This is a genomic window from Streptomyces sp. NPDC107528, from assembly GCF_055639295.1.
This window is the reverse complement of the sequence record NZ_JBVKAV010000001.1, coordinates 1008183-1031065: the sequence shown is the minus strand read 5'-3', so window position 1 is coordinate 1031065 and position 22883 is coordinate 1008183. Positions and strand designations below refer to the sequence as shown.

Here is a 22883-nt window from a genome sequence, read left to right as displayed (position 1 = left end):
CGTCACCGGCCGGGAACGCAGGAGGGCCAGCGATGGCTGAATTCGTGAAGGACGTCATGACGCCGGGCGTGGTCGCCGTCCGCCCGGACGCCTCGCTCGTCGAGGCGGCACAGCTGATGCGGGCACAGGACATCGGTGATGTCGTGGTGGCCGACGGCCAGGACGTCGTGGGCGTCCTCACCGACCGTGACATCACGGTGCGGGCGGTCGCGGACGGCGCCGATCCGCTGACGGTGAGCGCCCGGTCGGTGTGCACCCGCAACCCGGTGGTGATCCGCCCGGGCGAGCGGGTGTCCGTCGCGGTCGCCCTGATGCGGAAGCACTCCGTACGGCGGCTGCCGGTCGTCGAGGACGGGCTGCCGGTCGGCGTCGTCAGCCTCGGCGATCTCGCGGAGACCGAGGACCCCGACTCGGCGCTGGCCGACATCAGCCGTGCAGCGCCGGGCGAGTGAGCCCGCAGGAGCGGCGACCGGGCCCGCGGATCAGCGCCCACGGCGCCACCGCGCTGTGGGACGCGCCACGAAAGAGAGTTGAGGCACCATGCGTATCGCATTTCTGACCGCACCCGAGGGCGTCGAGGAGGTCGAGCTCACCGATCCGTGGCAGGCGGCGGTGAACGCGGGCCATGAACCGGTGCTGGTGTCGACGAAGCCGGGCACGATCCAGGCATTCCACCATCTCGACAAGGCGGACAAGTTCCCCGTGCAGGAGGTCGTGGGCGAGACGTCGGCCGACTCCTTCGGCGGGCTGGTCCTGCCGGGAGGGGTCGCCAACCCGGACTATCTGCGGACGAACAGCAAGGCCGTCGCGTTCGTGCGGGACTTCTTCGAGCAGGGCCGGCCGGTCGCCGCGATCTGCCATGCCGCGTGGACGCTGGTGGAGGCGGACGTCGTACGCGGCCGGGTGCTGACCTCCTGGCCGAGCCTGCAGACGGACATCCGCAACGCGGGCGGCACCTGGGTCGACGAGCAGGTGCGGATCTGCGACCACGGCACCAACAAGCTGGTCACCAGCCGCAAGCCGGACGATCTGAAGGCGTTCTGCGAGACGTTCCTGGAGGTGTTCGCCAGGGAGTCCAAGAGGGAGGCCGTCTGACGCGGCCCACCTCCCGCCTCCTCCCGTCTCCTCTTACCCCGCGCCGCGGTCGCGGGCGCCCTCGCGGGTGCGGCCCGCGGCCACGGTGCGGCGGGGGTTGCGGCGCAGGTATTCGCCCTCCAGCTGCGCCATGCGGTCGTTGTGGGCCCGCAGCGCGTCGTTCGAGCCGTACAGCAGCGTGTCGTGGCGCGTCCGGTGGATGGTCTCCAGCTCCTTCATGAGCTGCTGGTCGTCCAGCCGGCCGGGGTCGACTCCGGTCATGGTGGTACCCCGCTCGTCGTGTTCAATCATGCGGTCCGGGTACCCGCCCGCCGAGCACACAGCACCCGAGCGGAGTACGGGAGACAGCCATGGATCTCGCCTTCCTGCATCCACTGTACGAACACCCCGGGCCCTGGGCCTCCGTGTACGTGGGCACGTCCCGGCATACGGAGGACACCCCTCATGAGCGGCACCTGACGGCCAGGGCCCTGATCCGCGAGCTGGCCGGGCAGGGCGCCGACGACGCGACCTGCCGGGCCGTACAGGAAGCACTGGAAGGGCTGGAGCACTCGTCGGAACCGCACGGTCGCGCGATCTTCGCCCGGGCGGGTGAGGTGGCCCTGGATCCGCCGCTGGCCCGCGCCCCGCAGCGCGACGGCTCCCGCTGGGCCCCGCTGCCGCACACCGCGCCCCTGCTGGAGCTGGCGGGCGAGGATCCGGTGTGCGTGGTGGCGTACGTCGACCGCAGGGGCGCCGCCTTCGAGCTGCGCACCGCGCTGGGCCGGCAGGACGCCGGCGCGGTCACCGGGCGGCAGCGTCCGGTGCACCGTACGAGCACGGCCGACTGGTCGGAGCGGCACTTCCAGCTCAAGGTGGAGAACACCTGGGAGCACAACGCGGCCGAGATCGCCGACGCGCTCACCGTCTGCCAGGAGGAGACCCGCGCCGATCTGCTGATCCTCGTGGGGGACGACCGCGAGCGGCGGACCGTGCACGAACGGCTGCCGCAGCGGCTGCACGACCTCGTGGTCGAGGCCCCGCACGGCACCGGCAGCAGGCTGCTCGACGAGGACGTCGAACAGGCCCGCGCGGAGCACGTACGGCAGCGGGCGGCCCGGGAACTGGAACGGTTCCTGGCGGCCCGCGATCCCGGGCCCGAGGGCCGCGCCGGGGCCGTGGAGGGCGTACCCGCCCTGGTCGAGGCCGCACGCGAGCACCGCATCGACGAACTCCTGATCCGCCCTGACAGCCCCGACGCCCACCGTGAGGTCTGGGTCGGCGAGGACGCGGACCAGCTGGCGGTACGCCGTACCGACCTGAAGATCCTCGGCGAACAGAACTCCTGGTCGGCCCGGGCCGACGACGCCCTGCTCCGCTGCGCGGTCGCGACGGGCGCCGGCGCCTTGTCGGTGACCCCGACCGGGCCGGAGAAGGACCCGGCGGGCGGGTTGGGGGCACTGCTGCGCTGGACGTGAGCAACCAGCCCGCGGACGGGTGGGGGCGGCGGGGCGAGGAGAACTATCGCGCCCGCTCCACCCTCCGCTCGTCCCACACCGGCTCCGGAGTCTCACGGACACGCCCGTCGCTGCCGAACACCAGATATCGGTCGAACGACCGAGCGAACCATCGATCGTGCGTGACGGCCAGCACCGTCCCCTCGAAGGCCTCCAGCCCCTCCTGGAGCGCCTCGGCGGACTCCAGGTCGAGGTTGTCCGTCGGCTCGTCGAGGAGCAGGGCAGTCACACCCTCCAGCTCCAGCAGAAGGATCTGGAACCGGGCCTGCTGCCCGCCGGAGAGCCGGTCGAAGGCCTGCTCGGCCTGCTGGGTCAGCTCATAGCGGCGCAGCCGGGACATCGCGGCCCCGCGGTCCTGAGCATGCTCCTTCCACAGAATGTCGAGCAAGGTCCGCCCCATCAGCTCGGGGTGCGCATGCGTCTGCGCGAAGTGCCCCGGCACGACACGCGCCCCGAGCTTCCACTCCCCCGTGTGCGCCACGTTCTCCCCGGCCAGCAGTCGCAGGAAGTGCGACTTGCCGGACCCGTTGGAGCCGAGAACGGCGACTCGTTCGCCGTAGAAGACCTCCAGGGAGAACGGCTTCATCAGCCCCGTGAGCTCAAGCGCCTCGCAGGTGACGGCCCGCACCCCGGTACGCCCGCCCTTCAGCCGCATCCTGATGTCCTGCTCGCGCGGCGGCTCCGGCGGCGGGCCGGCCTCCTCGAACTTGCGCAGCCTGGTCTGGGCGGCGCGGTAGCGAGAGGCCATGTCGGGGCTGTTCTCGGCGGCTTGACGCAGTGCCAGCACCAGCTTCTTCAGCTGGGCGTGCTTCTCGTCCCAGCGTTTGCGCAGCTCCTCGAAGCGGGCGAAGCGGGCGCGCCGGGCCTCGTGATAGGTGGCGAAGCCGCCGCCGTGCACCCAGGCGTCCGCACCAGCCGGTGAGGGCTCGACGGAGACGATCTTCTCGGCGGCGCGGGCGAGGAGTTCACGGTCGTGGGAGACGAAGAGGACCGTCTTACGGGTCTCCTTCAGCCGCTCCTCCAGCCACCGCTTACCGGGTACGTCGAGGTAGTTGTCGGGCTCGTCGAGCAGCAGCACCTCATCCGTGCCCCGCAGCAGCGCCTCCAGCACGAGCCGCTTCTGCTCACCGCCGGACAGCGTGCTCACCTGCCGCCACTGCGCCTTCTCGTACGGCACGCCGAGCGCGGCCGTGGTGCACATGTCCCACAGCGTCTCGGCCTCGTAGCCGCGCGCCTCGGCCCAGTCGGCGAGGGCCTGCGCGTACTTCAGCTGGGCGGCCTCGTCGTCGACGGTCATGATCCCGTGCTCGGCGGCGTCGACCGCCTTCGCGGCCTCGCGGATCCGGGGCGGCGCGACCGACACGAGCAGGTCGCGGACGGTCGTCTCGTCCCGTACGGACCCCACGAACTGCCGCATCACGCCGAGCCCGCCACTGACGGTGACGGTGCCGCCGTGCGGCTTCAGCTCCCCGGAGATCAGCCGCAGCAGGGTCGTCTTGCCGGCGCCGTTGGGGCCGACCAGCGCCACTACGGCCCCTTCCCCCACCCGGAAGGACACGTCGCCGAGCAACGCCCTCCCGTCAGGGAGGTAGTACTCGAGGTGCGCGGCTTCCAGATGTCCCATGGGGTCGAATTGTGGGGGCCGCCGAGGAGCCCGGGCAAACGCATATTCCGAAGGCCGGGCGGTTTCGGGCCGCAGCCCTACGGCGCGTCCTCGTCGACGGCCTGTCCTGCCGGCCCGCTGTCGCTCGCGGGAGTGACGACCGCTCCCGCCCACGAGAGCGCCTTCCAGCCGCTTTCGGGCGCCCCTTCCAGGACCACGACCCCGGTGTTGTCGAGCGGGTGCGCCGCGGCGAAGGGGACGTCGACGTTGGTGGCCCGGGCCGCCGTCCACATCCGGATCACAGCGCCGTGGCTGACCATGGCGACGGCCCCGGCCCCGCTGTCGGCGGCCTCGGCGATCACCGAGTCGTAGCGCGCCAGCACCTCGGTGCCGCTCTCGCCGCCGGGCACGCGCAGTTCGGTGTCGCCGGCCGCCCAGGCGAACACGGTCTTCATGTAGGTGTGCCCGGCCTCCGTGTCGCCGCGCAGCATCTCCAGATCGCCGGCGAACACCTCACGGATCCCGTCCCGGACGAGCACCTCAAGACCGCGTGCGGCGGCCAGCGGGGCGGCGGTGCGCTGGGTGCGGACCAGGGTGGATGCGTAGATCGCGTCGATGTCCTCGTCGGCCAGCGCCGCGGGCAGGGCGGCGGCCTGCTGCTCGCCGAGCGCGGTCAGGCCCGCGCCCGGGACGGCCGTGTCCAGCAGATAGTCCAGGTTGGCGGTGGTCTGACCGTGGCGGACGAGGAGCAGGCGCATGTACGGGTTCCTCCGTGTGTCGGTCACCACTGGCCGGACAGCAATCGGCGACTTCAGGGTACCCACCCCTGTATGAGCCCAGACGTCGACCTCACCCTGTCCAAGCGCGGCCGCCATGCCCTGCGCAACCGGCTCCTCGCTCTCGACTCCCGGCTGTTCGAGTTCGCCGCCGAGCGGAACTGGCCGTATGCCGAGCGGGTCCTGCCGAAGCTGAGCCGGAGCGCCAACCACGGGGTGCTGTGGTTCGCGACGGCCGCCGCCATGGCCGCAAGCCGGACACCCCGGGGCCGCCGGGCAGCGGTCCGCGGCATCGCCTCCCTGAGCCTGGCCTCGCTGACCATCAACACCCTCGGCAAGCGGTCGGTGCGCCGGCCCCGCCCCGTACTGGACCCGGTACCGGCGGTCCGGCAGCTGAAGCGGCAGCCGATCACCACGTCGTTCCCGTCCGGTCACGCCGCGTCGGCGGCCGCGTTCGCGACGGGTGTCGCGCTGGAGTCGCCCGCGTGGGGCCTGGCGGTGGCCCCGGTCGCCTGGTCGGTCGCGCTGTCGCGGGTGTACACCGGCGTCCACTTCCCGAGCGACGTGCTGGCGGGCGCGGCCCTCGGCGCGGGTGCCGCGTTCGCCGTACGGGGGATGGTGCCGACGCGTGACCGGGCGGTCCCGCCGGCCCGGCCCTGTACGGACGTCCCGGCGCTGACGGAGGGGGACGGCCTGGTCGTCGTGGCGAACAAGGGGTCGGGCAGCTCCGACCGGGTGCACGCGCTGCTGGACCTGCTGCCGCGCGCCGAGCTCGTCGAGTGCGAACCGGACGACACCCGGGCCGAGTTGCACAAGGCGGCGGAACGGGCCCGGGTACTCGGCGTGTGCGGCGGCGACGGCACGGTGAACGCGGCCGCGGAGGTCGCGCTGCTGCACGGGCTGCCGCTCGCGGTGCTGCCCGGCGGCACGTTGAACCACTTCGCCCTCGACCTGGGCGTGGAGGACGAACGTGATCTGAGCCGGGCCGTCCAGCGCGGCGAGGCCGTGCGCGTGGACGTGGGCCGGTTCACCTGTGACGGACAGCAGGGTCTGTTCCTCAACACGTGCAGCCTCGGCGTGTATCCGGAGCTGGTGCGCGAGAGGGAACGCTTCGAGCACCGGGTCGGCGCGTGGCCGGCCGGAGTGCTCGCGGCCCTGCGCGTCCTGCGCAGCGACCGCCACCCGTTGCACACCGAAGTCGCGGGCCGGGCCCACCCGTTGTGGATGCTGTTCGCCGGCAACGGCACGTACCACCGGATGGGCCTAGCCCCCGCTCGGCGGCTGAATCTCGCGGACGGCGTGCTCGACGTACGGGTCGTGCACGGCGGCCGCCGGCCCGCACTGCGCCTGCTCGCGGCCGCCGTGGCGGGCCCGCTGACCCGCTCCCCCGCCCACGCCGCGGTCCAGGTCGGCCGGCTGCACCTGTCCGGCGTCACACCGGGCGCGCTGCTCGCCTACGACGGCGAAGTCACCGAGGTGGGCGGCGAGGTGACGCTGGAGAAGCTGCCGGAGGCGCTGACGGTCTACCGGCCGCTGCGCGGCGTCTGATCAGCCAGGGGAGCCTTCCGGACTTGTCCAAATAGTAAAACGCAGGTCTCAGCATTCGGCATGCGCGCGTACGGTGTCGGGTACCGCCCCCGGGGCCGCACGCCCCCTGAGCCGTGACGACGAGACGAGGGGAACCGGCATGTCGAAGCCACCTGCGAAGCCGCAGGAGACCGCCGTCTACACGCACGGGCACCACGAGTCCGTGCTGCGTTCGCACACCTGGCGCACCGCCGCCAACTCGGCGGCCTACCTGCTCGGTGCGCTGAAGCCGCACATGTCGGTCCTGGACGTCGGCTGCGGCCCGGGCACGATCACCGCCGACCTGGCGGCCCTGGTCCCCGACGGTCACGTCACCGGCGTCGACCGGTCACCGGAGATCCTGGAGCAGGCCCGGGCCACGGCCGCCGGACGCGGTCTTGCGAATGTCGGCTTCACGGTCGCCGACGTGCACGCCCTGGACTTCCCGGACGACACGTTCTGCGTGGTCCACGCCCACCAGGTGCTCCAGCACGTCGGCGATCCGGTCGGGGCGCTGCGCGAGATGACGCGGGTGACCAGGCCGGGCGGCTTCGTCGCGGTCCGGGACTCGGACTACGCGGCCATGGCCTGGCATCCGGCCTCCCGGGAGATGGACGCCTGGCTGGACCTGTACCGCCGGGTCGCCCGCGCCAACGGCGGCGAGCCGGACGCCGGACGCCGGCTGCGGTCCTGGGCGCTGCGGGCGGGGCTCACGGACGTCACGGCCACGTCGAGCACCTGGACCTTCGCGACACCGGACGAGCGGGCCTGGTGGAGCGGGCTGTGGGCGGATCGCACGCTGGCCTCTGCGTATGCCGAGCGGGCCACCGAGGACGGGCACGCGAGTGCGGAGCAGTTGCGGGCCGTGTCGGAGGCCTGGCGGGAGTGGGGGCGCCACGACGACGGCTGGTTCAGCGTGCTGCACGGGGAAATTCTGTGCCGAAAGGACGCCTGAATCGCGCCTTTCTGGTAACTCGGCGAGCAGGAGGTCAAACTATGGTTCCTATTCTGCTCGTACTGCTACTGGCTCTGATTCTCTTCGGTGCCGGATTTGCACTGAAGGCACTGTGGTGGATCGCAATCGTGGTCCTCGTTCTGTGGCTCCTGGGATTCGTGATGCGCGGTACGACCGCGGCAGGAGGCAGGGGCCGCTGGTATCGGTGGTGAGAAAAAGGATACGCCGGGAGTGAACTTGAATTCGCTGAACTGAATTCGCTGAGTCGATTTCACTCCCGGGGAAGCAGCGGTCCCAGCGGCCCGAGGTCCAGATTGAGGTCCTCGGGCCGCAGTCCGTAGCGCTCGCGCAGCTCGGTCATGCGATCGTCGAGCAGCATCAGCGTGAGCCCGATGCGCTCCTCCTGCTCCTCGCTCAGCTCACCCGTGTCGAAGCGGCGCACCGCCTGGCGCTCCATGAGCTGGCGCAGCAACTCCACGACCGTCAGGACGAGTTTCACGAGGTCGCGTTCCACGGTGTCGGGTTCGAGGTCCAGGCGGTTGCGTTGCGATGTCACGCCAACTCCCCCCAGGGCGACGGAACCTGCTCGTTGACGGAGCTGATCAGTGCGTTCAGGTCGATACGGACGAGGTCGACGTCCGCGATGCGCAGGGTGATGTCCCCCGTGACGACGACGCCCCCGGCGAGCAGCCGGTCGAGCAGGTCCACGAGGGCGACCTCACGGCGTTCCACTACGGTCACTGCCGCTCCTCCCCTTCCTCCGCGAACTCCTCGGTGAACGAATAGGCCGCCCAGGGCCCGGTGAGTTCGACCCGGATTCCGGGGGCGTCGTCCTTCTCCCGGTCCACCAGTTCCACGAATTCCTCGGATTCCGCGCGCGGTACCAGATAGGCGGCATTGAGCACATTCTGCCCGGACGCCCCGGAAAGCGCGGCGCTCTGCGGGGCGTGCAGCCGGGCGTCCTCGGCGAAGAGGGAAAGTTTTTCGTGCAGCCGTCCGGAGAATTCGGCGGCCTTTTGCCATACGTCCTCACGGGCCCGCGTCTGCGTGCGACGCCGGCGCAGATAGTCACGGCCCGACGTGCTCGCGGGCTCGGCGGGCGGCGTGGGCTGCACGCCCTCCGTGGGTTCCGTTTCGGAGTACACCTTCACGCCCCACTCGACCCGCCCTTCGAGCCGGTCGAGGATGCGCCGGAAGTCCTCCTCGCGGGCTTCCATCATCGTGCGTACGCCGCTGTCGTCCCGGAAGACGGTGGCGAGCCGCAGCGGCAGGGGGGTGGTGACGACGGTGAGCGCGTCGATGACCTGCTGGTGGGCGCGGGCCGTCGCCGTGAGCCAGTCCATGTCCTCCAGATGGGCCCTGAGCGGCTCCTCGGCGAAGTCCGCCTCGGGCACCGTACTGACGACGGCGATCAGGCCGTGGTGGGTCAGCTGCTTCGGGGGCGCCCCGGCCACCCCCGTCAGCTGGACCTGGAGGGCCGAGCGAAAGGGGCGGCAGACGGCGTAGACGTAGCGCAGTGCGGTCATGGGGCCTCCTTCTGTGCCCGGGCGGGCTCCAGCTGAGCCAGACGTTCACGCAACTCGGCGTTCTCCCGGGTGAGTTCGTCACGACGGGCCCGGGTGGAAAGTGCCGGGTCGTCCTCCCACCAGTCGATGCCCATCTCCTTCGCCTTGTCCACAGAGGCGACGATGAGCCTCAGTTTGATGGTGAGGAGTTCGATGTCCAGCAGGTTGATCCGGATGTCGCCGGCGATGACCACGCCCTTGTCGAGCACGCGCTCAAGGATGTCGGCCAGGTTGGCGCCGCTGTCGTGGCCGTAGGGCTGAGGCATCCGCCCGGGAGTCGTCATCGGCGGCTCCCGCCACCGGCGTGCGCGTCCTCGGGCTCAGGCTCGTCCTCGTACTCGGCCTCGGGCTCTTCCTCGGCCTCGTACTCGGCCTCGGGCTCCTCCTCGGCCTCGTACTCAGCCCCGTCCTCGCCGTCGGACTCGTACTCGCCCTCCGGTTCCTCCGCGTCCTCGTCCGCGTACTCCCCGGTCTCCGCGTCCTCGTCCTCCTCCTCGGCGCGAGGCTCTTCCTCGTTCTCCTCCTCTTCTCCTTCGTACGCCTCCTCGTCCTCCTCCGCGACCGCGTCCTCGTGGCTGCGGACGACCTCGCCGTCGCGGATCTCCCCGCGCCAGCCGTCCTCCGCCTCTCCCTTGAGGGTGATGAAGCGGACGTAGTTCTTGAGGTCGAGGCGGGCACGGCGGCCCTGGGCGCGCCAGATGTTGCCGGTCTTCTCGAAGAGGCCCTTGGGGTAGTACTCGATGACCAGCAGGACCCGGGTGAGGTTCTCGGCGAGCCGGTGGAAGGAGACGACACCCTTCGTGGTGCCCTTGGCGCCCTCCGACGTCCACGCGATGCGGTCGTCGGGCACCTGCTCGGTGGTGTGCGCCTTCCAGCTGCGGTTGGACCAGAAGACCTTCAGCTGCCAGTCGGAACTCGTGTCGTCGGCACGGTTCGCGTTCTTCACGCCCTTCGCGAAGGTGCTGAAGTCCTGGTACTGGGTCCACTGGTCGTACGCGGTGCGCAGCGGGACGCCCACATCGACGTACTCAAGGATGACGGTGGGCTTCTTGCCGGCCCCGCCCTTGCGCTTGCCCTTGCCGCCGACGAGGTTCTTCAGCGCCCCGGTCACGCTGTCCTTGGCCCGGGAGGCGCCCAGCTCCAGGGCGGAGCGGAGAGGTCCCTTGCCCTCGGCGAGCTTGCGGCCGCCGTCCAGGGCGAGCTTGGCGAAGCCCGGGCTCTTGCCGTCGGCTATGTCGTTCAGCTTGAGCGTGGTCTCGCCGAGCTTGCGGCCGGCGCCGGTCAGCAGTCGCGTGGCCTGTGCGGCCACGTAGTCCCGCAGTTCGGCCTTGAGCCGGTCGGCTGCCTCGCTCTGGGCGACGCCGCTGAGCGACTCCTTCGCCCCGCGGGCGGTCGAACTCGCAGATCCGAGCGTCTCGGTCATCGCTCGCCACCACCCTTCGGCACACGGGCCCGCGCGCTACGGGCGGCCCCGCTCGCGGCGGTCGTCTTCTTGGCCGCCGTCTTCTTCGCTGCCGTCTTCTTCGCCGCGGTCTTCTTCGCGGGGGCCTTCTTGGCCGCGGTCTTCTTGGCGGGCGCCTTCTTGGCCGCCGACTCGGCGGTCCTCGCGGCGCCCTTCTTCGCCGGAGCCTTCTTGGCGGCCTTCCGACGCGGCGCCTCCTCGGGCTCCTCGTTCTCGGCCTCGGGCTCTTCGGACTCGGGCTCCTCGGACTCGGGCTCTTCGGACTCGGGCTCCTCGGACTCGGGCTCCTCGTCCTCCTCGTCCTCCAGGCCGAGATCCGGCGTCTCGGGAACCACACCCTCCAGCTGGTCACGCACCTGTGCGGTACGCCCGTGCAGCCGGTCGGCGAAGGCGTCGAGCTGCCGCTCGACGAGGGCGCCCGACGCGGCCTGGCCGACGCCGCGCAGGTCCTCGCGCAGCTGGTCCCCGATCTCCTTGAACTGCGGGTTGTTCTGCAGTTGCTGGGACACCAGATCCGCGAGCGCCCGCGGGCTCAGATGCATCCGCTTACCGGCCACCATGGTGCCGACGGCGAATGCCAGTTTCATCTTCTTCGTACGTCCGAGGACGTACCCGGCCCCTACCGCGAGGCCGAGTGCCAATCGGTTCATCCTGCCGTCCCATCAGTTTTCCGGTGCCGGTCGCGCGAGCCCGATCTCCAGCCGGTCGAGGAGTTCGTCCTCCCGGCGGTCGAACTCCTCCTCGTCGATCTCGCCCGAGGTCAACTGCTCCTCCAGGGCGGCGAGTTCGGCGCGCACCGTCGCCGGGTCGTAGTAGAGGCGCTCCGCCTCGTTCAAGACCTGTCCGATTACCCATGCGCTGCCGCGCACCGGGGCGAACGGCAGCAGCAGTACCTCCCCGACCAGTCCCACGGCCTCACTCCTCCGCGCTCTCCGCGCCGATCGTGGTCCCCGCGGGCTCGGCGGGGCCGGGCTCGACGAAGCTGTACGGCGGCAGCGGGCCGTTGAGACGCAGGTCGAGGTGCGGATGGCCCTTGCGGAGCTGCTCCACGGCCGTCAGGAACGTCTCGGCCCCGCCGCGGTCCACCAGGAACGACACATTGGCGAGCCAGCCGGAGGATTCGGGGCCCACGCTGACCGCGTCCGCGGCCGGTTCCAGGGTGTGCTGCACGTCGGTCGCGTCCTCGGCCTCCTGGGCCTTGATCGCGGCGACCACCATCTCGCCGAGCCGCAGCCGCTCCTCGTAGGTGCCGCCGCCCGCCTGACGGTTGGCCTCTGTCATGGACCGGATCTCCGGGTTCTCGGAGAGCACCCGGTGCAGCACCGCCTCTTCGGCGTGGCTGGCCTTGATGTTGTACTCGACCTTGCCGTCCAGGGCCGCGAGCCGCTCCTTGTAGTGCTCGGCGCGTTCGGCGAGGACGCCGGTGACCGTCTCGTCGTCGGGGGCGACGCTGCCGAACCGCAGGGGCAGCACGCAGCCGACCGCGCCCGCCTCGGCGAGCACGTTCGAGTGGGCCAGCAGCTCCTTGCGCTTGGGGCGCAGCCCTTCCGGGGCGTCGCTGACGAGGGCGGCCAGATCGCCCTGCTTGAGCATGCGCAGCTGGCGGGGCGGGTCGCCCACGCCGCCCACGGCGCTCGGGAGTGTGGGGTGGGAGCTCGCGGTGATGGCGTACACGTACGTGCTCACTCCTGCTCCTCCTTCCTGCGGGACGCGGTGGACTTGCGGGCGCGCGGCCTGGACTCGCGCTCGCCGTTGTCGTCCCGCGCCTGCTTGAAGGCGTCCGAGATGGTCTCGGCGGCGCCGGACAGCGCCCCCTTGGACTTGCCGCGTGCGCCGGACTCGGTGATCTCTCCGACGAGGTCGGGCAGGCCCGGGCTCTTGCGCGGGCCGGCCTCCAGGTCGAGCCGGTTGCACGCCTCGGCGAAGCGGAGGTAGGTGTCGACGCTGGCGACGACGACCCGGACGTCGATCTTCAGGATCTCGATGCCGACGAGGGAGACCCGTATGAATGCGTCGATGACGAGCCCCCTGTCGAGGATGAGCTCAAGGACGTCGTAGAGGCCGCTGCTGCCGCCTCCGCCTCCGGACTGCTGTGCCGGGACAACGGTCATGCCGCCGTTCCTCCTTGTCTGAGAATTCGTCTAAGAATTCGTCTGAAAATTCGTCTGGGAATGTGACTGGGAATGATGTGACGGGCGTGTGCGGCCTAGCGGCCGCCGGACCTGCGTCCGTCGGACCGTCCGCGTTCGTAGCGGCGGACACGGCGATAGCCGGTGAGCTGTCCCTGGTGGTCGAGTTCCACCTGGTAGCTCGCCATCAGGCTCATCGTGTCCGGGACGCGGGACAGCTCCAGGACCTCGATCTCCAGTGCCCACCCGTCCTCGGTCTGTTCGAACGAGGACACCGTCTCGGCGTCCTTGCCGGTGAGTTCGGCGAGCTGGGCTCGTGCCTGGCGCAGCACCTCCATCGGCGACGGCTTGTCGTCCGCCCCGCCCTGTCGTCCCTGTCGTTGTCTGGATGATTTGGGTGAGTTCTGTGAATCAGTCATGGGCTCCTCCAACCGCGAGTGGCCCGAAAGGCGTTGGCCAAACCCATCAGTCTCCTTGTGTCAGCCACGGAGTGCGTCGAGCCTGCGCCGCGCGGGTCCCAGGGCGCGGGGCCGGCTCATCACCCCTTCCCATGGGTTGGTGCGGGCCTGTTCCACGGCGTCCGCGATGGTCCAGCGGCGGGCGTCGAGGTCCGGGTCGTCCAGGTGGGACCAGGTCAGCGGGGTGGCCACGGGTGCGCCGGGACGGGGGCGCACGGTGTAGGGCGCGACTGCTGTCTGGGCGTAGGCGTTGCGCTGTATGTCGAGGTAGAGACGGTCGCCGCGGTCCTTCTTGCGGGCGGCGGTGGTGAACCGGTCCGGGTGGGCGTCGGCGAGGATGTCGGCGACGTCCCGGGCGAACTCGCGCACCTGGTCGAAGTTCTCCTCGCCCTTCAGCGGCACCACGATGTGCAAGCCGCGCGAACCGGTGGTCATCGGCGCCGACGGCAGCTTCAGCTCGTCGAGCAGTTCGCCCAGCAGTCCGGCCGCCTCCCGCACCTGCCCGAAGTCGTCCCCGGCCGGGTCGAGGTCGAAGACCATGCGGTCGGGCCGGTCGATGTCATCGGTGCGCGACAGCCAGCGGTGCAGGGTGAGACAGGCCTGGTCGGCGAGGAAGACGAGGGTCGCGACGTCGTCGCAGACCGTGTGGCGGACGGTGCCGTCCTCCTTGGCGACCTCGACGCGGGTGATCCAGTCCGGGTAGTGCTCGGGGGTGTTCTTCTGCATGAACTGCGGGCCGTCGACACCGTCGGGGTGCCGCTCCAGCATCAGCGGGCGGCCGCGCAGGTGCGGCAGCATGAACGCGGCGACGGCCCGGTAGTAGTCCACGAGGTCGCCCTTGGTGTACTCCTTCGCACCCCCGTCGCCGGGGAAGAGCACCTTGTCGACACGTTTGACCTCGACGGTACGGCGGCCCGCCCGCACCTTCGTCGTACCGCCGTCGCCGGTCACCGTACGACCGCCTCCTCCACCAGCAGCTTGCCCGCGGCGGCGATGGACGCGGCGTCGATGCCCGCGGCGTGCAGCTGCTCGTCCGGCGAGGCCGAGCCCGGCATCATGCGGACGGCGAGGCGCACCAGGCGCGGCACGGGGCGCCCGTCGAGGAACGCGTCGAGGACCGCGTCGCCGATGCCGCCCTCCTCGTGGTGGTCCTCCACGGTGAGCAGGCAGCCGGTCTCCTCGGCGGCCCGGCGCAGCGTGTCCCGGTCGACGGGCTTGACGGAGTAGAGGTCGACGACCCTGACCTGGATGCCCTCGCGGTCCAGCGCGTCGGCGGCGGCGAGCGCCTCGTGCACGGTGACGCCGGCCGCGACGACGGTCAGCCGGTCGCGGTCGCTGGAGCGCAGCACCTTGCTGCCGCCGACCGGGAACTCCTCGTCCGGGCCGTAGATGACCGGGCCGGCGCCGCGGGAGGTGCGCAGATAGCGGACGCCCTCCAGGCCGGCCATGGCGGCGACGAGCCGGGCGGTCTGGTTGGCGTCGCACGGGTACAGCACGGTCGAGCCGTGCACGGCCCGCATCATCGCCAGGTCCTCCAGGCCCATCTGGCTCGGCCCGTCCTGCCCGATCGCGACGCCCGCGTGCGAGCCGACGAGGTTGATGCCGGCGCCGCTGACGGACGCCATGCGCACGAAGTCGTAGGCGCGGGTGAGGAAGGCGGCGAAGGTGGAGGCGTACGGCACATAGCCGCGGGTCGCGAGCCCCACCGCCGCGGCGACCAGCTGCTGCTCGGCGATGTAGCACTCGAAGAACCGGTCGGGGTGTTCCTTGGCGAAGAACTCGGCGCGGGTGGAGTCGCTCACCTCGCCGTCGAGGGCGACGACGTCGCCGCGACCGGTGCCGAGCGCGGCGAGCGCCTCGCCGTAGGCGTTGCGGGTGGCGACCTCCTCCCCCTTGTCCCAGCGGGGCAGGTCGAGGCGTCCGCCGGGTACGGCGTGCAGCATGCGGGTGGCGGACGGCTCGTGGACGTGGATGCGCAGGTCGCGCCGTCCGCCGAGTTCGGCGATGGCCCCGTCGGCATCCGGTAGCGGCTTGCCGTGCAGTCCCTCGCGGTCCTGGACGGCCTCGACGCCCTTGCCCTTGAGGGTCCGGGCGAGGATCACGGTGGGCTGCCCGACGGTGGACTCGGCCTCGCCGTACGCACGGTCGATGGCGTCCACGTCGTGCCCGTCGACCTCGATGGTGTGCCAGCCGAAGGCCTGGAAGCGGCGGGCGTAGGCATCGAGGTCATGACCGTGCCGGGTCGGGCCGCGCTGGCCGAGCCGGTTCACGTCGACGATGGCGGTGAGGTTGTCCAGATGCTCGTACGACGCGTGCTCGGCGGCCTCCCACACGGACCCCTCGGCGAGCTCGCTGTCTCCGCACAGCACCCACACCCGGTACCCGGTCCGGTCCAGCCGCTGCCCGGCCAGCGCGATACCGACGCCGACCGGCAGTCCCTGCCCGAGCGACCCGGTCGCGGTCTCCACCCACGGCAGCCGCCGCGGCGTCGGGTGCCCTTCGAGCCGGCTGCCGAGCTTGCGGAAGGTGACCAGTTCGCCGTCCTCGATGGCGCCGGCGGCCTTGTACGCGGCGTACAGCAGCGGCGACGCGTGTCCCTTGGAGAGGACGAAGCGGTCGTTGCCGGGGTGGGCGGGCCGGTCGATGTCGTAGCGGAGGTGCTCCGCGAGGAGTACGGCCATCAGATCCGCGGCGGACATCGACGAGGTCGGATGCCCCGATCCCGCGGCGTCGGAGGCACGCACGCTGTCCACGCGCAGCTGCTGAGCCAGTTCGACGAGTTCAGCGGTGTTCATGAGTCTCCTTTCGGAGGGTGCTGGGAGCGAGGCTCGGAGGCGATGGGCGCGTCCGGGTGCGGTTTGTGGACGGCCGGTGTCCCGGGGGGCGGCTGGCCGGCCGTTCCGGTCGCGGTGCCGGCGCCGGGGCTCGGCTCGCTGCCGCCCGCTCGGGAGTTGGGCCGCTTCACGGGGCCGGGTGGTTCTGGGTGCTTGCCGGCGTCGGGGTCCTGGACGGGGTCGGGCGGTTCGGTGGCCTCGGGACCGTCGGCCCGTTCCTCGGCGGGATCGCCGCGCTCCTCCCCTTTCTTGTCCTGCGCCCCTGTGGTCGACTTCTTGTCCTCCGCCCCTGCATCCGACCGCCCCGGCACCCGGGCCAGCTCCGGCGACCCCGTGTCCAGCGGTACCGACCACGACCGCACCAGACCCAACTGCACCGCCTGGCGCGGCAGTACGGCATCCAGGAGCCAGTCGGCGGCGACGCGGACGCGGTTGCCGGGCATCGCCGCGAGGTGGTAGCCGCGGGTCACCGCGCCCGCCGCCACGCCGGACAGCGGGACGCCGAGCGGGTTGGCGGCGGCCTTGACGCCGCCGAGGTCGACCACGAAGCCGAGGTCGCGGTGGCGGTAGGCGCGCCGCTCGCCCATGCCGAGGGACGCGGCCACGTTCTGGCCCACCGTCCTGCCCTGCCGCCATGCGTGCTGGGCGGTCATCGGCGTGTACTCGCCCGGCTTCTCCAGATCGGGCACGGCGGCCGCGTCCCCGGCGGCGAACAGCTCGGGCCGGCCCGGCACCTGGAGGTGCGGGTCGACGAGCAGGCGGCCCTTCTCCATCGGCAGTTCGAGGGACTCGGCGAGCGGATCGGGCCGTACGCCGACGCACCACACGAGCGTGCGGGTGTCCACGATCGAGCCGTCGCTCAGCACCACCCCGTTGTGCGTGGCCTCCTTCACGGAGGTGCCCATCCGCACGTCCACGCCCCGCTGCCGCAGCACCCGGTCGGCGGTCCGCGACAGCCTCTCGTCCATCTCGGGCAGCACGCGATCGGCGATGTCGAGCAGCAGCCAGCGTGGCCGCATGCCCGTGCGCAACGGGTGCTTGCGCACCTGGGAGTCGGTGAACAGCTGGCCCTGCGCGGCGACCTCGGTGCCGGTGTACCCGGCGCCCACCACCACGAAGGTGCATCGGGCGGCACGGCTCTTGGGGTCGTCGGCGGTGGCCGCCAGCTCCACCTGCCGGGTCACGTGGTCGCGCAGATACAGCGCCTCGGGAAGGCCGCGGAAGCCGTGCGCGTGCTCGGCGACGCCGGGGATGGGCAGCAGCTTGTTCACGCTGCCCGCGGCGAGGATCAGCCGGTCGTAGGGCAGCGTTCCCACGTCGCCCTCGGGGCCGGTGTAGTGGACGGTGTGCCCGTCGAGGTCGATGCCGTCGGCCTCGCCCAGCACGAGCCGCACATGGCGCAGGGTGCCGGAGAGCGAGACGGTCACCCGGCGTGGTTCCAGGATGCCGGCGGCGACCTGGGGCAGCAGGGGCAGATACAGAAAGTAGTCGGTCGGGTTCAGCAGGGTGATGTCGGCGTTCCGCCGGGTGATCCGGGACAGGGTGCGTGCTGCCCGGTACCCGGCGAATCCGGCGCCGACGATCACGATGCGGGGTCGACTCACGGTTGGCCTCCGGGCCTGTCGCGTACCTCGGGAGCCTTCCGCGTCCCCCTGGTCAGGACCACCAAACGTCCGCCCCGGGGCCGGCCCCGGTTTCCGGCCGGACCTCCGGGTACCCGGGACGGCGACCGTTCCCGCCGCCGACGCGGCACTCCCGGAGGTGTCCCTCATGCCCGAGTACGGCTACTTCCTGGCGACCGAGGAGTTCCGCCCCGCCGATCTCGTCGAGCAGGCGCGGATGGCTGAGCAGGCCGGATTCCATTCGCTGTGGATCTCGGACCACTACCACCCGTGGAACGACGCACAGGGCCAGAGCCCCTTCGTGTGGTCGGTGATCGGCGCACTCTCGGAGGCCGTGTCGCTGCCCGTCGAGACGGCCGTGACCTGCCCGACCGTGCGGATCCACCCGGCGGTGGTGGCCCAGGCGGCCGCGACCTGCGCGGTGATGACGAACGGCCGCTTCCGGCTCGGCGTCGGTACCGGCGAGGCCTTGAACGAGCACATCCTCGGCCATGTGTGGCCGCCCGCGAGCGTGCGCATGGACATGCTGGAGGAGGCCATCCTGATCATGCGCAGGCTGTTCTCCGGCGAGGAGATCAGCCACTACGGCAACCACTACCGGGTGGAGAACGCCCGCCTCTACACCGTCCCCGACGAGCCCGTCCAGATCGACATCTCCGGCTTCGGCCCGGCGGCGACGTCCCTCGCGGCACGGGTCGGCGACGGGTTCATCACGATGATGCCGGACGAGGAACTGGTCACGCAGTTCCGCAAGGGCGGCGGGAACGCCAAGCCGGTCATGGGCGGCACGAAGGTCTGCTACGGCACCGACCGCGACGAGGCCGTACGCACCGTGCGCCGGTTGTGGTCCAACCAGCTGCTGCCCGGCGAGATGGGCCAGATCCTGCCCTCGCCGAGCCACTTCGAGCAATTGGAGCCGCTGATCACCGAGCAGATGGTGCGCGACAACACGGTGTGCGGGGACGACGCCGACGAGCATGTGTCCGCGCTGAACGCCTTCGCCGAGGCGGGCTTCGACCGGATCTACGTCAACCAGATCGGACCGGACCAACGCGGTTTCTTCGACTTCTACCGCACCAAGGTGCTGCCGCAGCTCCCGCGCTGAGAGGGACGGCACAGGACCCCATGAAACTCCATCTCCCCGTCGTCTCCGTCTACACGGTTCCCACCGACGCCCCCGAGGCGGACGGCACGCTCGCCTGGGACGCCACGACCGTGGTGATCGCCGAGGTGGCGGCGGGCGACGCGACCGGCACCGGCTGGACCTACGGCCCGGCGGCGATCGGCGACTTCCTGCGCGACCACCTCGCACCCCTCGTCGAAGGACGCAACGCCCTGGACATCCCGGCCGCGCACGACGCGATGTCCCGCGCGATCCGCGACGCGGGCCGCCCCGGCGTCGCCGCGTGCGCGATCTCGGCGCTGGACATCGCCCTGTGGGACCTGAAGGCCCGCCTCCTCGAACTGCCCCTGGCCCGGCTGCTCGGCATGTGCCGCGAACGCGTCCCCGTCTACGGCAGCGGCGGCTTCACGACGTACCACGACAAGCATCTGGCCGCGCAGTTGAACGGCTGGGTGCACGGCCAGCACATCCCGCGCGTGAAGATCAAGGTCGGTGAGGACTGGGGCCGGGCGGTGCTGCGCGACGTGGCCCGGGTCGAGGCGGCGCGTCAAGTGATCGGTCCCGAGGCGGAGTTGTACGTGGACGCAGGCGGCGCCTACACCCGTAAGCAGGCGGTCCGCGTCGGCCACGCCCTCGCCGAGCACGGCGTCGGCTGGTTCGAGGAGCCGGTGTCCTCGGACGATCTGACGGGTCTGCGCCTGCTGCGCGACACCCTGCCGTGCGACGTCACGGCCGGCGAGTACGGCTACGACCTCCCGTACTTCGCCCGCATGATCACCGCGGGCGCGGTCGACTGTCTCCAGATCGACGCCACCCGCTGCGGCGGCCTCACCGAGTTCCTGCGCGCCGCGGCCCTGGCCCAGGCCCACGGCCTGGACGTCTCGGCCCACGGCGCCCCGCACGCCCACGCCGCCGCGGCGGCCGCCGTCCCCAACCTCCGCCACATCGAGTGGTTCCACGACCACGTCCGCCTGGAGGACATGCTCTTCACCGGCGCCCTGGACCCGACAGGCGGCGCGGTGGCGCCGGCCCAGGGCATCGGCCTTGGGCTGACGCTGCGGGCGGAGGAGGCGCGGGAGTACCGGGTCGTCTAGGCAAGGCCTGCGCGACCGACCGGGCCACGGCCTGACGACGGGACATGCGGGTCGGCTGCCGGGGGGCCACCGTCGACCCGCCCACCCAGTACTCCAACGGCGTTGTTGACCCGGACGTCGATGTGCCCGAAGGTGTCGGCGACCTGCTGGGCGGCGTTGCCGACGGCCTTGGCGTCGGCCATGTCCACGGTGACGGTCAGGGCCTCTCCGCCGGCCCACTGCACCTCGTCCGCCGCCGGCCCGGTCACGACGAGGGCCCCTGCCACCGTGCAGCAGGGGCCCTCTCCCTCGGCATGCGTACCGGCGTCACGCCCGGTGGTGCGGCTGCTCGGGGGCGATGTCGTCAGGGTGCGGCTTGCGCGCGCCGGCCGCGTTCGGCGTTCCCGCGCCGGGCACTGCGGTCTCCGGCGGGGCGGGCGGCATCGGCGGATACGGCAGGCCTGGCCCGTTCGGCGGGGTGCCGCCGCCGGTGTGTCCGTGAGCGGCCGTCAGTTCCGCCTCGTCCGCCGTCGGCCGGGACGCGTTCGGACGTGCCGCGCTGCGCAGCGCGTACGCCGCCGCGCCGAGGATCACCGCGGTGATCAGTGCGGCGGCCCAGTCCGGAAGCCCGGCGGCGAGGCCCAGTCCCAGCGCGAGCGCGAGAGCCGCGCCCGCGTACAGGGCGACGGCGCCGGACGCGGCGTACAGCGTGGCCCGGCGGCGTTGCTTGCGCGTCTGCTCGCGCAGCTCGTCGCGGACGGTCTCACGCGCCACCTGTGCCAGCTCGTCGACCAGTTGCTTGTCCAGGTGCTCAAGATGATCCAAGCGGTCCATGGGCGCCGAGTACCCGTACAGGAGTACGCATAACGCGCTCCGTCACGCGCCGCGTGAGGGGATCGCGTGAAACGATCACACTCCCCCGCCACCCCCAACTAGGCTCGTCCGTATGGACATCCTGGGAACCACGCTGCGTGTCTGCGTCGACGACCTGGAGACCGCGGTCCCCTTCTACGAACGGCTCGCGGGCGCCACCGCCCTCCGCTTCGAACGCGGCGGCGTCGAGGTGGCCGCGATCGGCTGCTTCTTGCTGATGAGCGGTCCGGAGGCCGAGTTGGAGGTGCTGCGCAAGGTCGCGGCGACGATCGCCGTCAAGGACGTCGACGAGGCGCACCAAGTGCTCAGCGAGCTGGGCGCGCACATCATCGCGGGCCCGGTGCCGACGCCCGTGGGACGCAATCTGCTGGCGCTGCACCCGGACGGGACGATCTACGAGTACGCGGACCGTCAGTCCTGATCGAGAGCCGCCACGATGGTGTCGGTGAGCAGCGCCCCGGCCGTGCCCTCCGGGTCCAGATCGGGGTCGTAGATGGTGACGTTGAGGCCGACGCAGTGTGCGGAGGCGAGCAACGGCCGGAGCAGAGCGACGAGTTCGTCGGGCGTGAGGCCCTCCGGGTCGGGGCTGTCGACGGCGGGCATGACCGACGGGTCGAGGACGTCGGCGTCCAGGTGCACCCAGAAGCCGTCCAGCTGCGGGATCTCGAAGGCCTGGCGGGTGACGGACCCCAGCGCCTCCGCGCCCCATTCGCGCAGGTCGCCGACGGTCACCACGGGAATCTTCAGGCCGGCGAGCTCGGCGCGATCCTCCTCGAAGCAGTCGCGGATGCCGAAGTACCGCACGTCCTCGTCCCGGAGATAGGGCCTGAGCCCTTCGAGGTTCGTCAGGTCCTCCTGCCCCCGCCCGGTGGCCAGGGCGACCTCCTCGCCGCCCGCCGCGCCGACCCGGTCGGAGTTGCCCGGGTGCCGGAAGTCAGGGGAGGCGTCCACGACGGCCAGGCCGTAGCGCCCGATCCGGCGCAGCGCGAGGGCGGCGCCCAGGTTGATGGAACAGTCGCCGCCCAGGACCACGGGGAAGTCCCCGGCGCGCACATGGTGCTCGATCCGGTCGGCGAGCCTGCGGGTGTACCCGGCGATGGCGGCGGCGTTGAACACGCCGTCCCCCTCCTGCCAGTCCCCCCGGTCGTACCTCGGCGGCACCACCACCCCGCCCTCCAGGCCCCGCAGCCGCTGCACGATCCGCTGCTCACGCAACGCCCCGGCGAGCTTGTGGCAGCCGGGCACGGTGCCGGGGGCGGGCGGGCGCAGGCCCAGGTTGGAGGGGGCGTCGAGCACGACGATATTCCGCATGCGCTTCATCCTCGCCGACGTACAGTCGACGCTCAATGCCATCGACATGGGAGCAGGCAGAGGAAGCATGAGCGAGCAGCACACGTACCGGGTGATCGTCCGCGGCACTTGGGACGCCCTCACCGACGCGGCCCGCACGCGGCTGCTCACCGAGGCCGCGGAGCACGGTCTGACCAGCATGCGGTTCAGCGAGGAGGGGTCGCTCTCCTACGAGCCGTCGCCGCTCAAGCACTTCTCGATGCGGTACGTGGTGGTCTCCGACGCGGCGGACGGCGAGGAGATGGCCGGCGCGATCGCCGAGGACCGGGCCGAGAGGGCGCTGCGGGAGCTGGGCTACGGCTTCCGCGATCTGAGGTCGACCGTCACGGACCTGGACACGATGAAGATCAACTTCAAGCCCGCATCTCGGCGGTGATCGCCCACCGCTGATGATCCCGCCAGGCCCCGTCGACGAAGAGCATGCTCGGCGAGAAGCCCTCCAGCCGGAAGCCGCAGGCACGGGCGAGGGCCACGGAGGCGGCGTTGGCCGGCTGGACGTTGATCTCCAGCCGGTGCAGGCGCATCCGGCCGAAGGCGTGCCCGACCACGAGGTCGAGGCCTTCCCGCATCAGGCCGCGCCCGGCCGCGTGCGCGAAGGCGCCGTAGCCGAGGGCGCCGCTCTGGAAGGCGCCCTCGACGATGTTGTTGATGTTGACGAACCCCGCGATGCCCCCGCCGTCGTCCTTCGCGCAGACCAGGAACCCGGCCTTGGTCGGATCCTCGATCAGCCGCCCGGCGTAGGCGGCGTACGCGGCGCCGCTGTCCGGCGGAAAGAGCCACGGCTGGTGCAGTTCCTTGCTCTCGCGGGCGCGTGTGGTGAACTCGCCGGCGTCCTCGTAGGTGAAGTGACGTATGCCCACGCGGGGGCCTTCGGCGAGGTAGCGGGACGCAGGGTGCGGCATT

At 71.5% G+C, this 22883-nt stretch carries 30 protein-coding genes; 10 read left to right on the top strand and 20 right to left on the bottom strand.

Annotated features, from left to right (window positions below; all coding sequences use genetic code 11):
• The first annotated feature begins 32 nt into the window (after positions 1–32).
• Positions 33–452, top strand: a complete 420-nt coding sequence (locus ACZ7L5_RS04950) for a CBS domain-containing protein (protein ID WP_471514414.1) — start codon at positions 33–35, stop codon at positions 450–452.
• Between the two features lie 88 nt (positions 453–540).
• Complete coding sequence (locus ACZ7L5_RS04945) at positions 541–1095, top strand: type 1 glutamine amidotransferase domain-containing protein (protein ID WP_328878178.1); 555 nt, start codon at positions 541–543, stop codon at positions 1093–1095.
• 33 nt (positions 1096–1128) lie between these two features.
• Here ACZ7L5_RS04945 and ACZ7L5_RS04940 read toward each other — a convergent pair whose 3' ends face one another.
• Positions 1129–1386, bottom strand: a complete 258-nt coding sequence (locus ACZ7L5_RS04940) for a DUF6158 family protein (RefSeq protein ID WP_328878179.1) — start codon at positions 1384–1386, stop codon at positions 1129–1131.
• 59 nt (positions 1387–1445) lie between these two features.
• Between ACZ7L5_RS04940 and ACZ7L5_RS04935 the strand changes: the two genes are divergently transcribed.
• Positions 1446–2552 (top strand): baeRF2 domain-containing protein, encoded by a 1107-nt coding sequence (locus tag ACZ7L5_RS04935; RefSeq protein WP_471514412.1) that lies wholly within the window; start codon positions 1446–1448, stop codon positions 2550–2552.
• 43 nt (positions 2553–2595) lie between these two features.
• Here the strand turns inward: ACZ7L5_RS04935 and ACZ7L5_RS04930 are convergent, their stop codons facing one another.
• The gene (locus ACZ7L5_RS04930; RefSeq protein ID WP_362381606.1) at positions 2596–4215 is read right to left on the bottom strand and encodes an ABC-F family ATP-binding cassette domain-containing protein; all 1620 of its coding nucleotides are present in this window, start codon (positions 4213–4215) and stop codon (positions 2596–2598) included.
• Positions 4216–4292: 77 nt separating this feature from the next.
• Positions 4293–4952 (bottom strand): histidine phosphatase family protein, encoded by a 660-nt coding sequence (locus ACZ7L5_RS04925; protein ID WP_471514410.1) that lies wholly within the window; start codon positions 4950–4952, stop codon positions 4293–4295.
• 72 nt (positions 4953–5024) lie between these two features.
• On the opposite strand from ACZ7L5_RS04925, the gene ACZ7L5_RS04920 reads away from it, so the two are divergent.
• From ACZ7L5_RS04920 to ACZ7L5_RS04910, 3 genes are all read left to right on the top strand, one after another.
• Complete coding sequence (locus ACZ7L5_RS04920; RefSeq protein WP_328878183.1) at positions 5025–6518, top strand: bifunctional phosphatase PAP2/diacylglycerol kinase family protein; 1494 nt, start codon at positions 5025–5027, stop codon at positions 6516–6518.
• 139 nt (positions 6519–6657) lie between these two features.
• Complete coding sequence (locus ACZ7L5_RS04915; RefSeq protein WP_471514407.1) at positions 6658–7491, top strand: methyltransferase domain-containing protein; 834 nt, start codon at positions 6658–6660, stop codon at positions 7489–7491.
• Positions 7492–7532: 41 nt separating this feature from the next.
• Complete coding sequence (locus tag ACZ7L5_RS04910; RefSeq protein ID WP_062716500.1) at positions 7533–7703, top strand: hypothetical protein; 171 nt, start codon at positions 7533–7535, stop codon at positions 7701–7703.
• 59 nt (positions 7704–7762) lie between these two features.
• Here the strand turns inward: ACZ7L5_RS04910 and ACZ7L5_RS04905 are convergent, their stop codons facing one another.
• From ACZ7L5_RS04905 to ACZ7L5_RS04845, 13 genes are all read right to left on the bottom strand, one after another.
• Positions 7763–8047: a gas vesicle protein K gene (locus ACZ7L5_RS04905; RefSeq protein ID WP_328421329.1), complete on the bottom strand. Its 285-nt coding sequence runs from the start codon at positions 8045–8047 to the stop codon at positions 7763–7765.
• A complete protein-coding gene (locus ACZ7L5_RS04900) occupies positions 8044–8232 on the bottom strand; it encodes a gas vesicle protein (protein ID WP_471514405.1) in 189 nt (62 codons plus the stop codon). The genes ACZ7L5_RS04905 and ACZ7L5_RS04900 overlap by 4 nt, the downstream gene beginning before the upstream one ends.
• Positions 8229–9017 (bottom strand): GvpL/GvpF family gas vesicle protein, encoded by a 789-nt coding sequence (locus ACZ7L5_RS04895; protein ID WP_471514404.1) that lies wholly within the window; start codon positions 9015–9017, stop codon positions 8229–8231. The genes ACZ7L5_RS04900 and ACZ7L5_RS04895 overlap by 4 nt, the downstream gene beginning before the upstream one ends.
• The gene (locus ACZ7L5_RS04890) at positions 9014–9340 is read right to left on the bottom strand and encodes a gas vesicle protein (protein WP_328878186.1); all 327 of its coding nucleotides are present in this window, start codon (positions 9338–9340) and stop codon (positions 9014–9016) included. Before ACZ7L5_RS04890 ends, ACZ7L5_RS04895 begins: the two co-directional genes overlap by 4 nt.
• On the bottom strand, positions 9337–10479 hold the full coding sequence (locus ACZ7L5_RS04885) for an SRPBCC family protein (protein WP_471514402.1): 1143 nt from the start codon (positions 10477–10479) through the stop codon (positions 9337–9339). The genes ACZ7L5_RS04890 and ACZ7L5_RS04885 overlap by 4 nt, the downstream gene beginning before the upstream one ends.
• Positions 10476–11168 carry a DNA primase gene (locus tag ACZ7L5_RS04880; protein ID WP_471514400.1) on the bottom strand — a complete coding sequence of 231 codons (693 nt, stop codon included), beginning with the start codon at positions 11166–11168 and terminating at the stop codon, positions 10476–10478. The genes ACZ7L5_RS04885 and ACZ7L5_RS04880 overlap by 4 nt, the downstream gene beginning before the upstream one ends.
• A 12-nt stretch (positions 11169–11180) precedes the next feature.
• Entirely contained in the window at positions 11181–11429 is a 249-nt protein-coding gene (locus ACZ7L5_RS04875; RefSeq protein WP_362381590.1) for a gas vesicle protein GvpG, read from the bottom strand.
• 4 nt (positions 11430–11433) lie between these two features.
• The gene (locus tag ACZ7L5_RS04870; RefSeq protein ID WP_328878190.1) at positions 11434–12204 is read right to left on the bottom strand and encodes a GvpL/GvpF family gas vesicle protein; all 771 of its coding nucleotides are present in this window, start codon (positions 12202–12204) and stop codon (positions 11434–11436) included.
• Positions 12201–12629: a gas vesicle structural protein GvpA gene (locus tag ACZ7L5_RS04865; RefSeq protein ID WP_471514397.1), complete on the bottom strand. Its 429-nt coding sequence runs from the start codon at positions 12627–12629 to the stop codon at positions 12201–12203. Before ACZ7L5_RS04865 ends, ACZ7L5_RS04870 begins: the two co-directional genes overlap by 4 nt.
• 95 nt (positions 12630–12724) lie before the next feature.
• Complete coding sequence (locus ACZ7L5_RS04860; protein ID WP_328878192.1) at positions 12725–13066, bottom strand: gas vesicle protein GvpO; 342 nt, start codon at positions 13064–13066, stop codon at positions 12725–12727.
• 60 nt (positions 13067–13126) lie between these two features.
• Positions 13127–14056 carry a non-homologous end-joining DNA ligase gene (gene ligD / locus ACZ7L5_RS04855; protein WP_471514395.1) on the bottom strand — a complete coding sequence of 310 codons (930 nt, stop codon included), beginning with the start codon at positions 14054–14056 and terminating at the stop codon, positions 13127–13129.
• On the bottom strand, positions 14053–15900 hold the full coding sequence (locus ACZ7L5_RS04850) for a transketolase (protein WP_471514393.1): 1848 nt from the start codon (positions 15898–15900) through the stop codon (positions 14053–14055). Before ACZ7L5_RS04850 ends, ligD begins: the two co-directional genes overlap by 4 nt.
• On the bottom strand, positions 15897–17543 hold the full coding sequence (locus ACZ7L5_RS04845; protein WP_471514391.1) for an NAD(P)/FAD-dependent oxidoreductase: 1647 nt from the start codon (positions 17541–17543) through the stop codon (positions 15897–15899). Before ACZ7L5_RS04845 ends, ACZ7L5_RS04850 begins: the two co-directional genes overlap by 4 nt.
• Positions 17544–17709: 166 nt before the next feature.
• On the opposite strand from ACZ7L5_RS04845, the gene ACZ7L5_RS04840 reads away from it, so the two are divergent.
• A complete protein-coding gene (locus ACZ7L5_RS04840; RefSeq protein WP_471514389.1) occupies positions 17710–18666 on the top strand; it encodes an LLM class F420-dependent oxidoreductase in 957 nt (318 codons plus the stop codon).
• 20 nt (positions 18667–18686) lie between these two features.
• The gene (locus ACZ7L5_RS04835; protein ID WP_471514387.1) at positions 18687–19778 is read left to right on the top strand and encodes an enolase C-terminal domain-like protein; all 1092 of its coding nucleotides are present in this window, start codon (positions 18687–18689) and stop codon (positions 19776–19778) included.
• On the opposite strand, the gene ACZ7L5_RS04830 is transcribed toward ACZ7L5_RS04835, so the two are convergent.
• Both ACZ7L5_RS04830 and ACZ7L5_RS04825 read right to left on the bottom strand, forming a co-directional pair.
• Complete coding sequence (locus ACZ7L5_RS04830) at positions 19775–20026, bottom strand: hypothetical protein (RefSeq protein ID WP_471514385.1); 252 nt, start codon at positions 20024–20026, stop codon at positions 19775–19777. The two genes, ACZ7L5_RS04835 and ACZ7L5_RS04830, sit on opposite strands and share 4 nt — an antisense overlap.
• A 58-nt stretch (positions 20027–20084) precedes the next feature.
• A complete protein-coding gene (locus tag ACZ7L5_RS04825) occupies positions 20085–20591 on the bottom strand; it encodes a phage holin family protein (RefSeq protein WP_471514383.1) in 507 nt (168 codons plus the stop codon).
• A gap of 112 nt (positions 20592–20703) precedes the next feature.
• Between ACZ7L5_RS04825 and ACZ7L5_RS04820 the strand changes: the two genes are divergently transcribed.
• Positions 20704–21051 (top strand): VOC family protein, encoded by a 348-nt coding sequence (locus tag ACZ7L5_RS04820; RefSeq protein WP_328878199.1) that lies wholly within the window; start codon positions 20704–20706, stop codon positions 21049–21051.
• On the opposite strand, the gene ACZ7L5_RS04815 is transcribed toward ACZ7L5_RS04820, so the two are convergent.
• Positions 21042–21941 carry an arginase family protein gene (locus ACZ7L5_RS04815; protein WP_471514381.1) on the bottom strand — a complete coding sequence of 300 codons (900 nt, stop codon included), beginning with the start codon at positions 21939–21941 and terminating at the stop codon, positions 21042–21044. The two genes, ACZ7L5_RS04820 and ACZ7L5_RS04815, sit on opposite strands and share 10 nt — an antisense overlap.
• A gap of 67 nt (positions 21942–22008) precedes the next feature.
• Between ACZ7L5_RS04815 and ACZ7L5_RS04810 the strand changes: the two genes are divergently transcribed.
• The gene (locus ACZ7L5_RS04810) at positions 22009–22356 is read left to right on the top strand and encodes a DUF6204 family protein (RefSeq protein WP_471514524.1); all 348 of its coding nucleotides are present in this window, start codon (positions 22009–22011) and stop codon (positions 22354–22356) included.
• Here the strand turns inward: ACZ7L5_RS04810 and ACZ7L5_RS04805 are convergent.
• Positions 22334–22882, bottom strand: coding sequence for a GNAT family N-acetyltransferase (locus ACZ7L5_RS04805; RefSeq protein WP_471514379.1), 549 nt, complete (start codon positions 22880–22882; stop codon positions 22334–22336). The genes ACZ7L5_RS04810 and ACZ7L5_RS04805 overlap by 23 nt on opposite strands.
• Position 22883: the final 1 nt, after the last annotated feature.

What these genes read in the sequence shown, in the direction of transcription:
- ACZ7L5_RS04950 (WP_471514414.1), top strand. Translation starts at nt 33, where the DNA reads ATGGCTGAATTCGTGAAGGACGTCATGACGCCGGGCGTGGTCGCCGTC.
- ACZ7L5_RS04945 (WP_328878178.1), top strand. Translation starts at nt 541, where the DNA reads ATGCGTATCGCATTTCTGACCGCACCCGAGGGCGTCGAGGAGGTCGAG.
- ACZ7L5_RS04940 (WP_328878179.1), bottom strand. Translation starts at nt 1,386, where the DNA reads ATGATTGAACACGACGAGCGGGGTACCACCATGACCGGAGTCGACCCC.
- ACZ7L5_RS04935 (WP_471514412.1), top strand. Translation starts at nt 1,446, where the DNA reads ATGGATCTCGCCTTCCTGCATCCACTGTACGAACACCCCGGGCCCTGG.
- ACZ7L5_RS04930 (WP_362381606.1), bottom strand. Translation starts at nt 4,215, where the DNA reads ATGGGACATCTGGAAGCCGCGCACCTCGAGTACTACCTCCCTGACGGG.
- ACZ7L5_RS04925 (WP_471514410.1), bottom strand. Translation starts at nt 4,952, where the DNA reads ATGCGCCTGCTCCTCGTCCGCCACGGTCAGACCACCGCCAACCTGGAC.
- ACZ7L5_RS04920 (WP_328878183.1), top strand. Translation starts at nt 5,025, where the DNA reads ATGAGCCCAGACGTCGACCTCACCCTGTCCAAGCGCGGCCGCCATGCC.
- ACZ7L5_RS04915 (WP_471514407.1), top strand. Translation starts at nt 6,658, where the DNA reads ATGTCGAAGCCACCTGCGAAGCCGCAGGAGACCGCCGTCTACACGCAC.
- ACZ7L5_RS04910 (WP_062716500.1), top strand. Translation starts at nt 7,533, where the DNA reads ATGGTTCCTATTCTGCTCGTACTGCTACTGGCTCTGATTCTCTTCGGT.
- ACZ7L5_RS04895 (WP_471514404.1), bottom strand. Translation starts at nt 9,017, where the DNA reads ATGACCGCACTGCGCTACGTCTACGCCGTCTGCCGCCCCTTTCGCTCG.
- ACZ7L5_RS04890 (WP_328878186.1), bottom strand. Translation starts at nt 9,340, where the DNA reads ATGACGACTCCCGGGCGGATGCCTCAGCCCTACGGCCACGACAGCGGC.
- ACZ7L5_RS04885 (WP_471514402.1), bottom strand. Translation starts at nt 10,479, where the DNA reads ATGACCGAGACGCTCGGATCTGCGAGTTCGACCGCCCGCGGGGCGAAG.
- ACZ7L5_RS04880 (WP_471514400.1), bottom strand. Translation starts at nt 11,168, where the DNA reads ATGAACCGATTGGCACTCGGCCTCGCGGTAGGGGCCGGGTACGTCCTC.
- ACZ7L5_RS04865 (WP_471514397.1), bottom strand. Translation starts at nt 12,629, where the DNA reads ATGACCGTTGTCCCGGCACAGCAGTCCGGAGGCGGAGGCGGCAGCAGC.
- ACZ7L5_RS04860 (WP_328878192.1), bottom strand. Translation starts at nt 13,066, where the DNA reads ATGACTGATTCACAGAACTCACCCAAATCATCCAGACAACGACAGGGA.
- ACZ7L5_RS04850 (WP_471514393.1), bottom strand. Translation starts at nt 15,900, where the DNA reads ATGAACACCGCTGAACTCGTCGAACTGGCTCAGCAGCTGCGCGTGGAC.
- ACZ7L5_RS04840 (WP_471514389.1), top strand. Translation starts at nt 17,710, where the DNA reads ATGCCCGAGTACGGCTACTTCCTGGCGACCGAGGAGTTCCGCCCCGCC.
- ACZ7L5_RS04835 (WP_471514387.1), top strand. Translation starts at nt 18,687, where the DNA reads ATGAAACTCCATCTCCCCGTCGTCTCCGTCTACACGGTTCCCACCGAC.
- ACZ7L5_RS04825 (WP_471514383.1), bottom strand. Translation starts at nt 20,591, where the DNA reads ATGGACCGCTTGGATCATCTTGAGCACCTGGACAAGCAACTGGTCGAC.
- ACZ7L5_RS04820 (WP_328878199.1), top strand. Translation starts at nt 20,704, where the DNA reads ATGGACATCCTGGGAACCACGCTGCGTGTCTGCGTCGACGACCTGGAG.
- ACZ7L5_RS04815 (WP_471514381.1), bottom strand. Translation starts at nt 21,941, where the DNA reads ATGCGGAATATCGTCGTGCTCGACGCCCCCTCCAACCTGGGCCTGCGC.
- ACZ7L5_RS04810 (WP_471514524.1), top strand. Translation starts at nt 22,009, where the DNA reads ATGAGCGAGCAGCACACGTACCGGGTGATCGTCCGCGGCACTTGGGAC.
- ACZ7L5_RS04805 (WP_471514379.1), bottom strand. Translation starts at nt 22,882, where the DNA reads ATGCCGCACCCTGCGTCCCGCTACCTCGCCGAAGGCCCCCGCGTGGGC.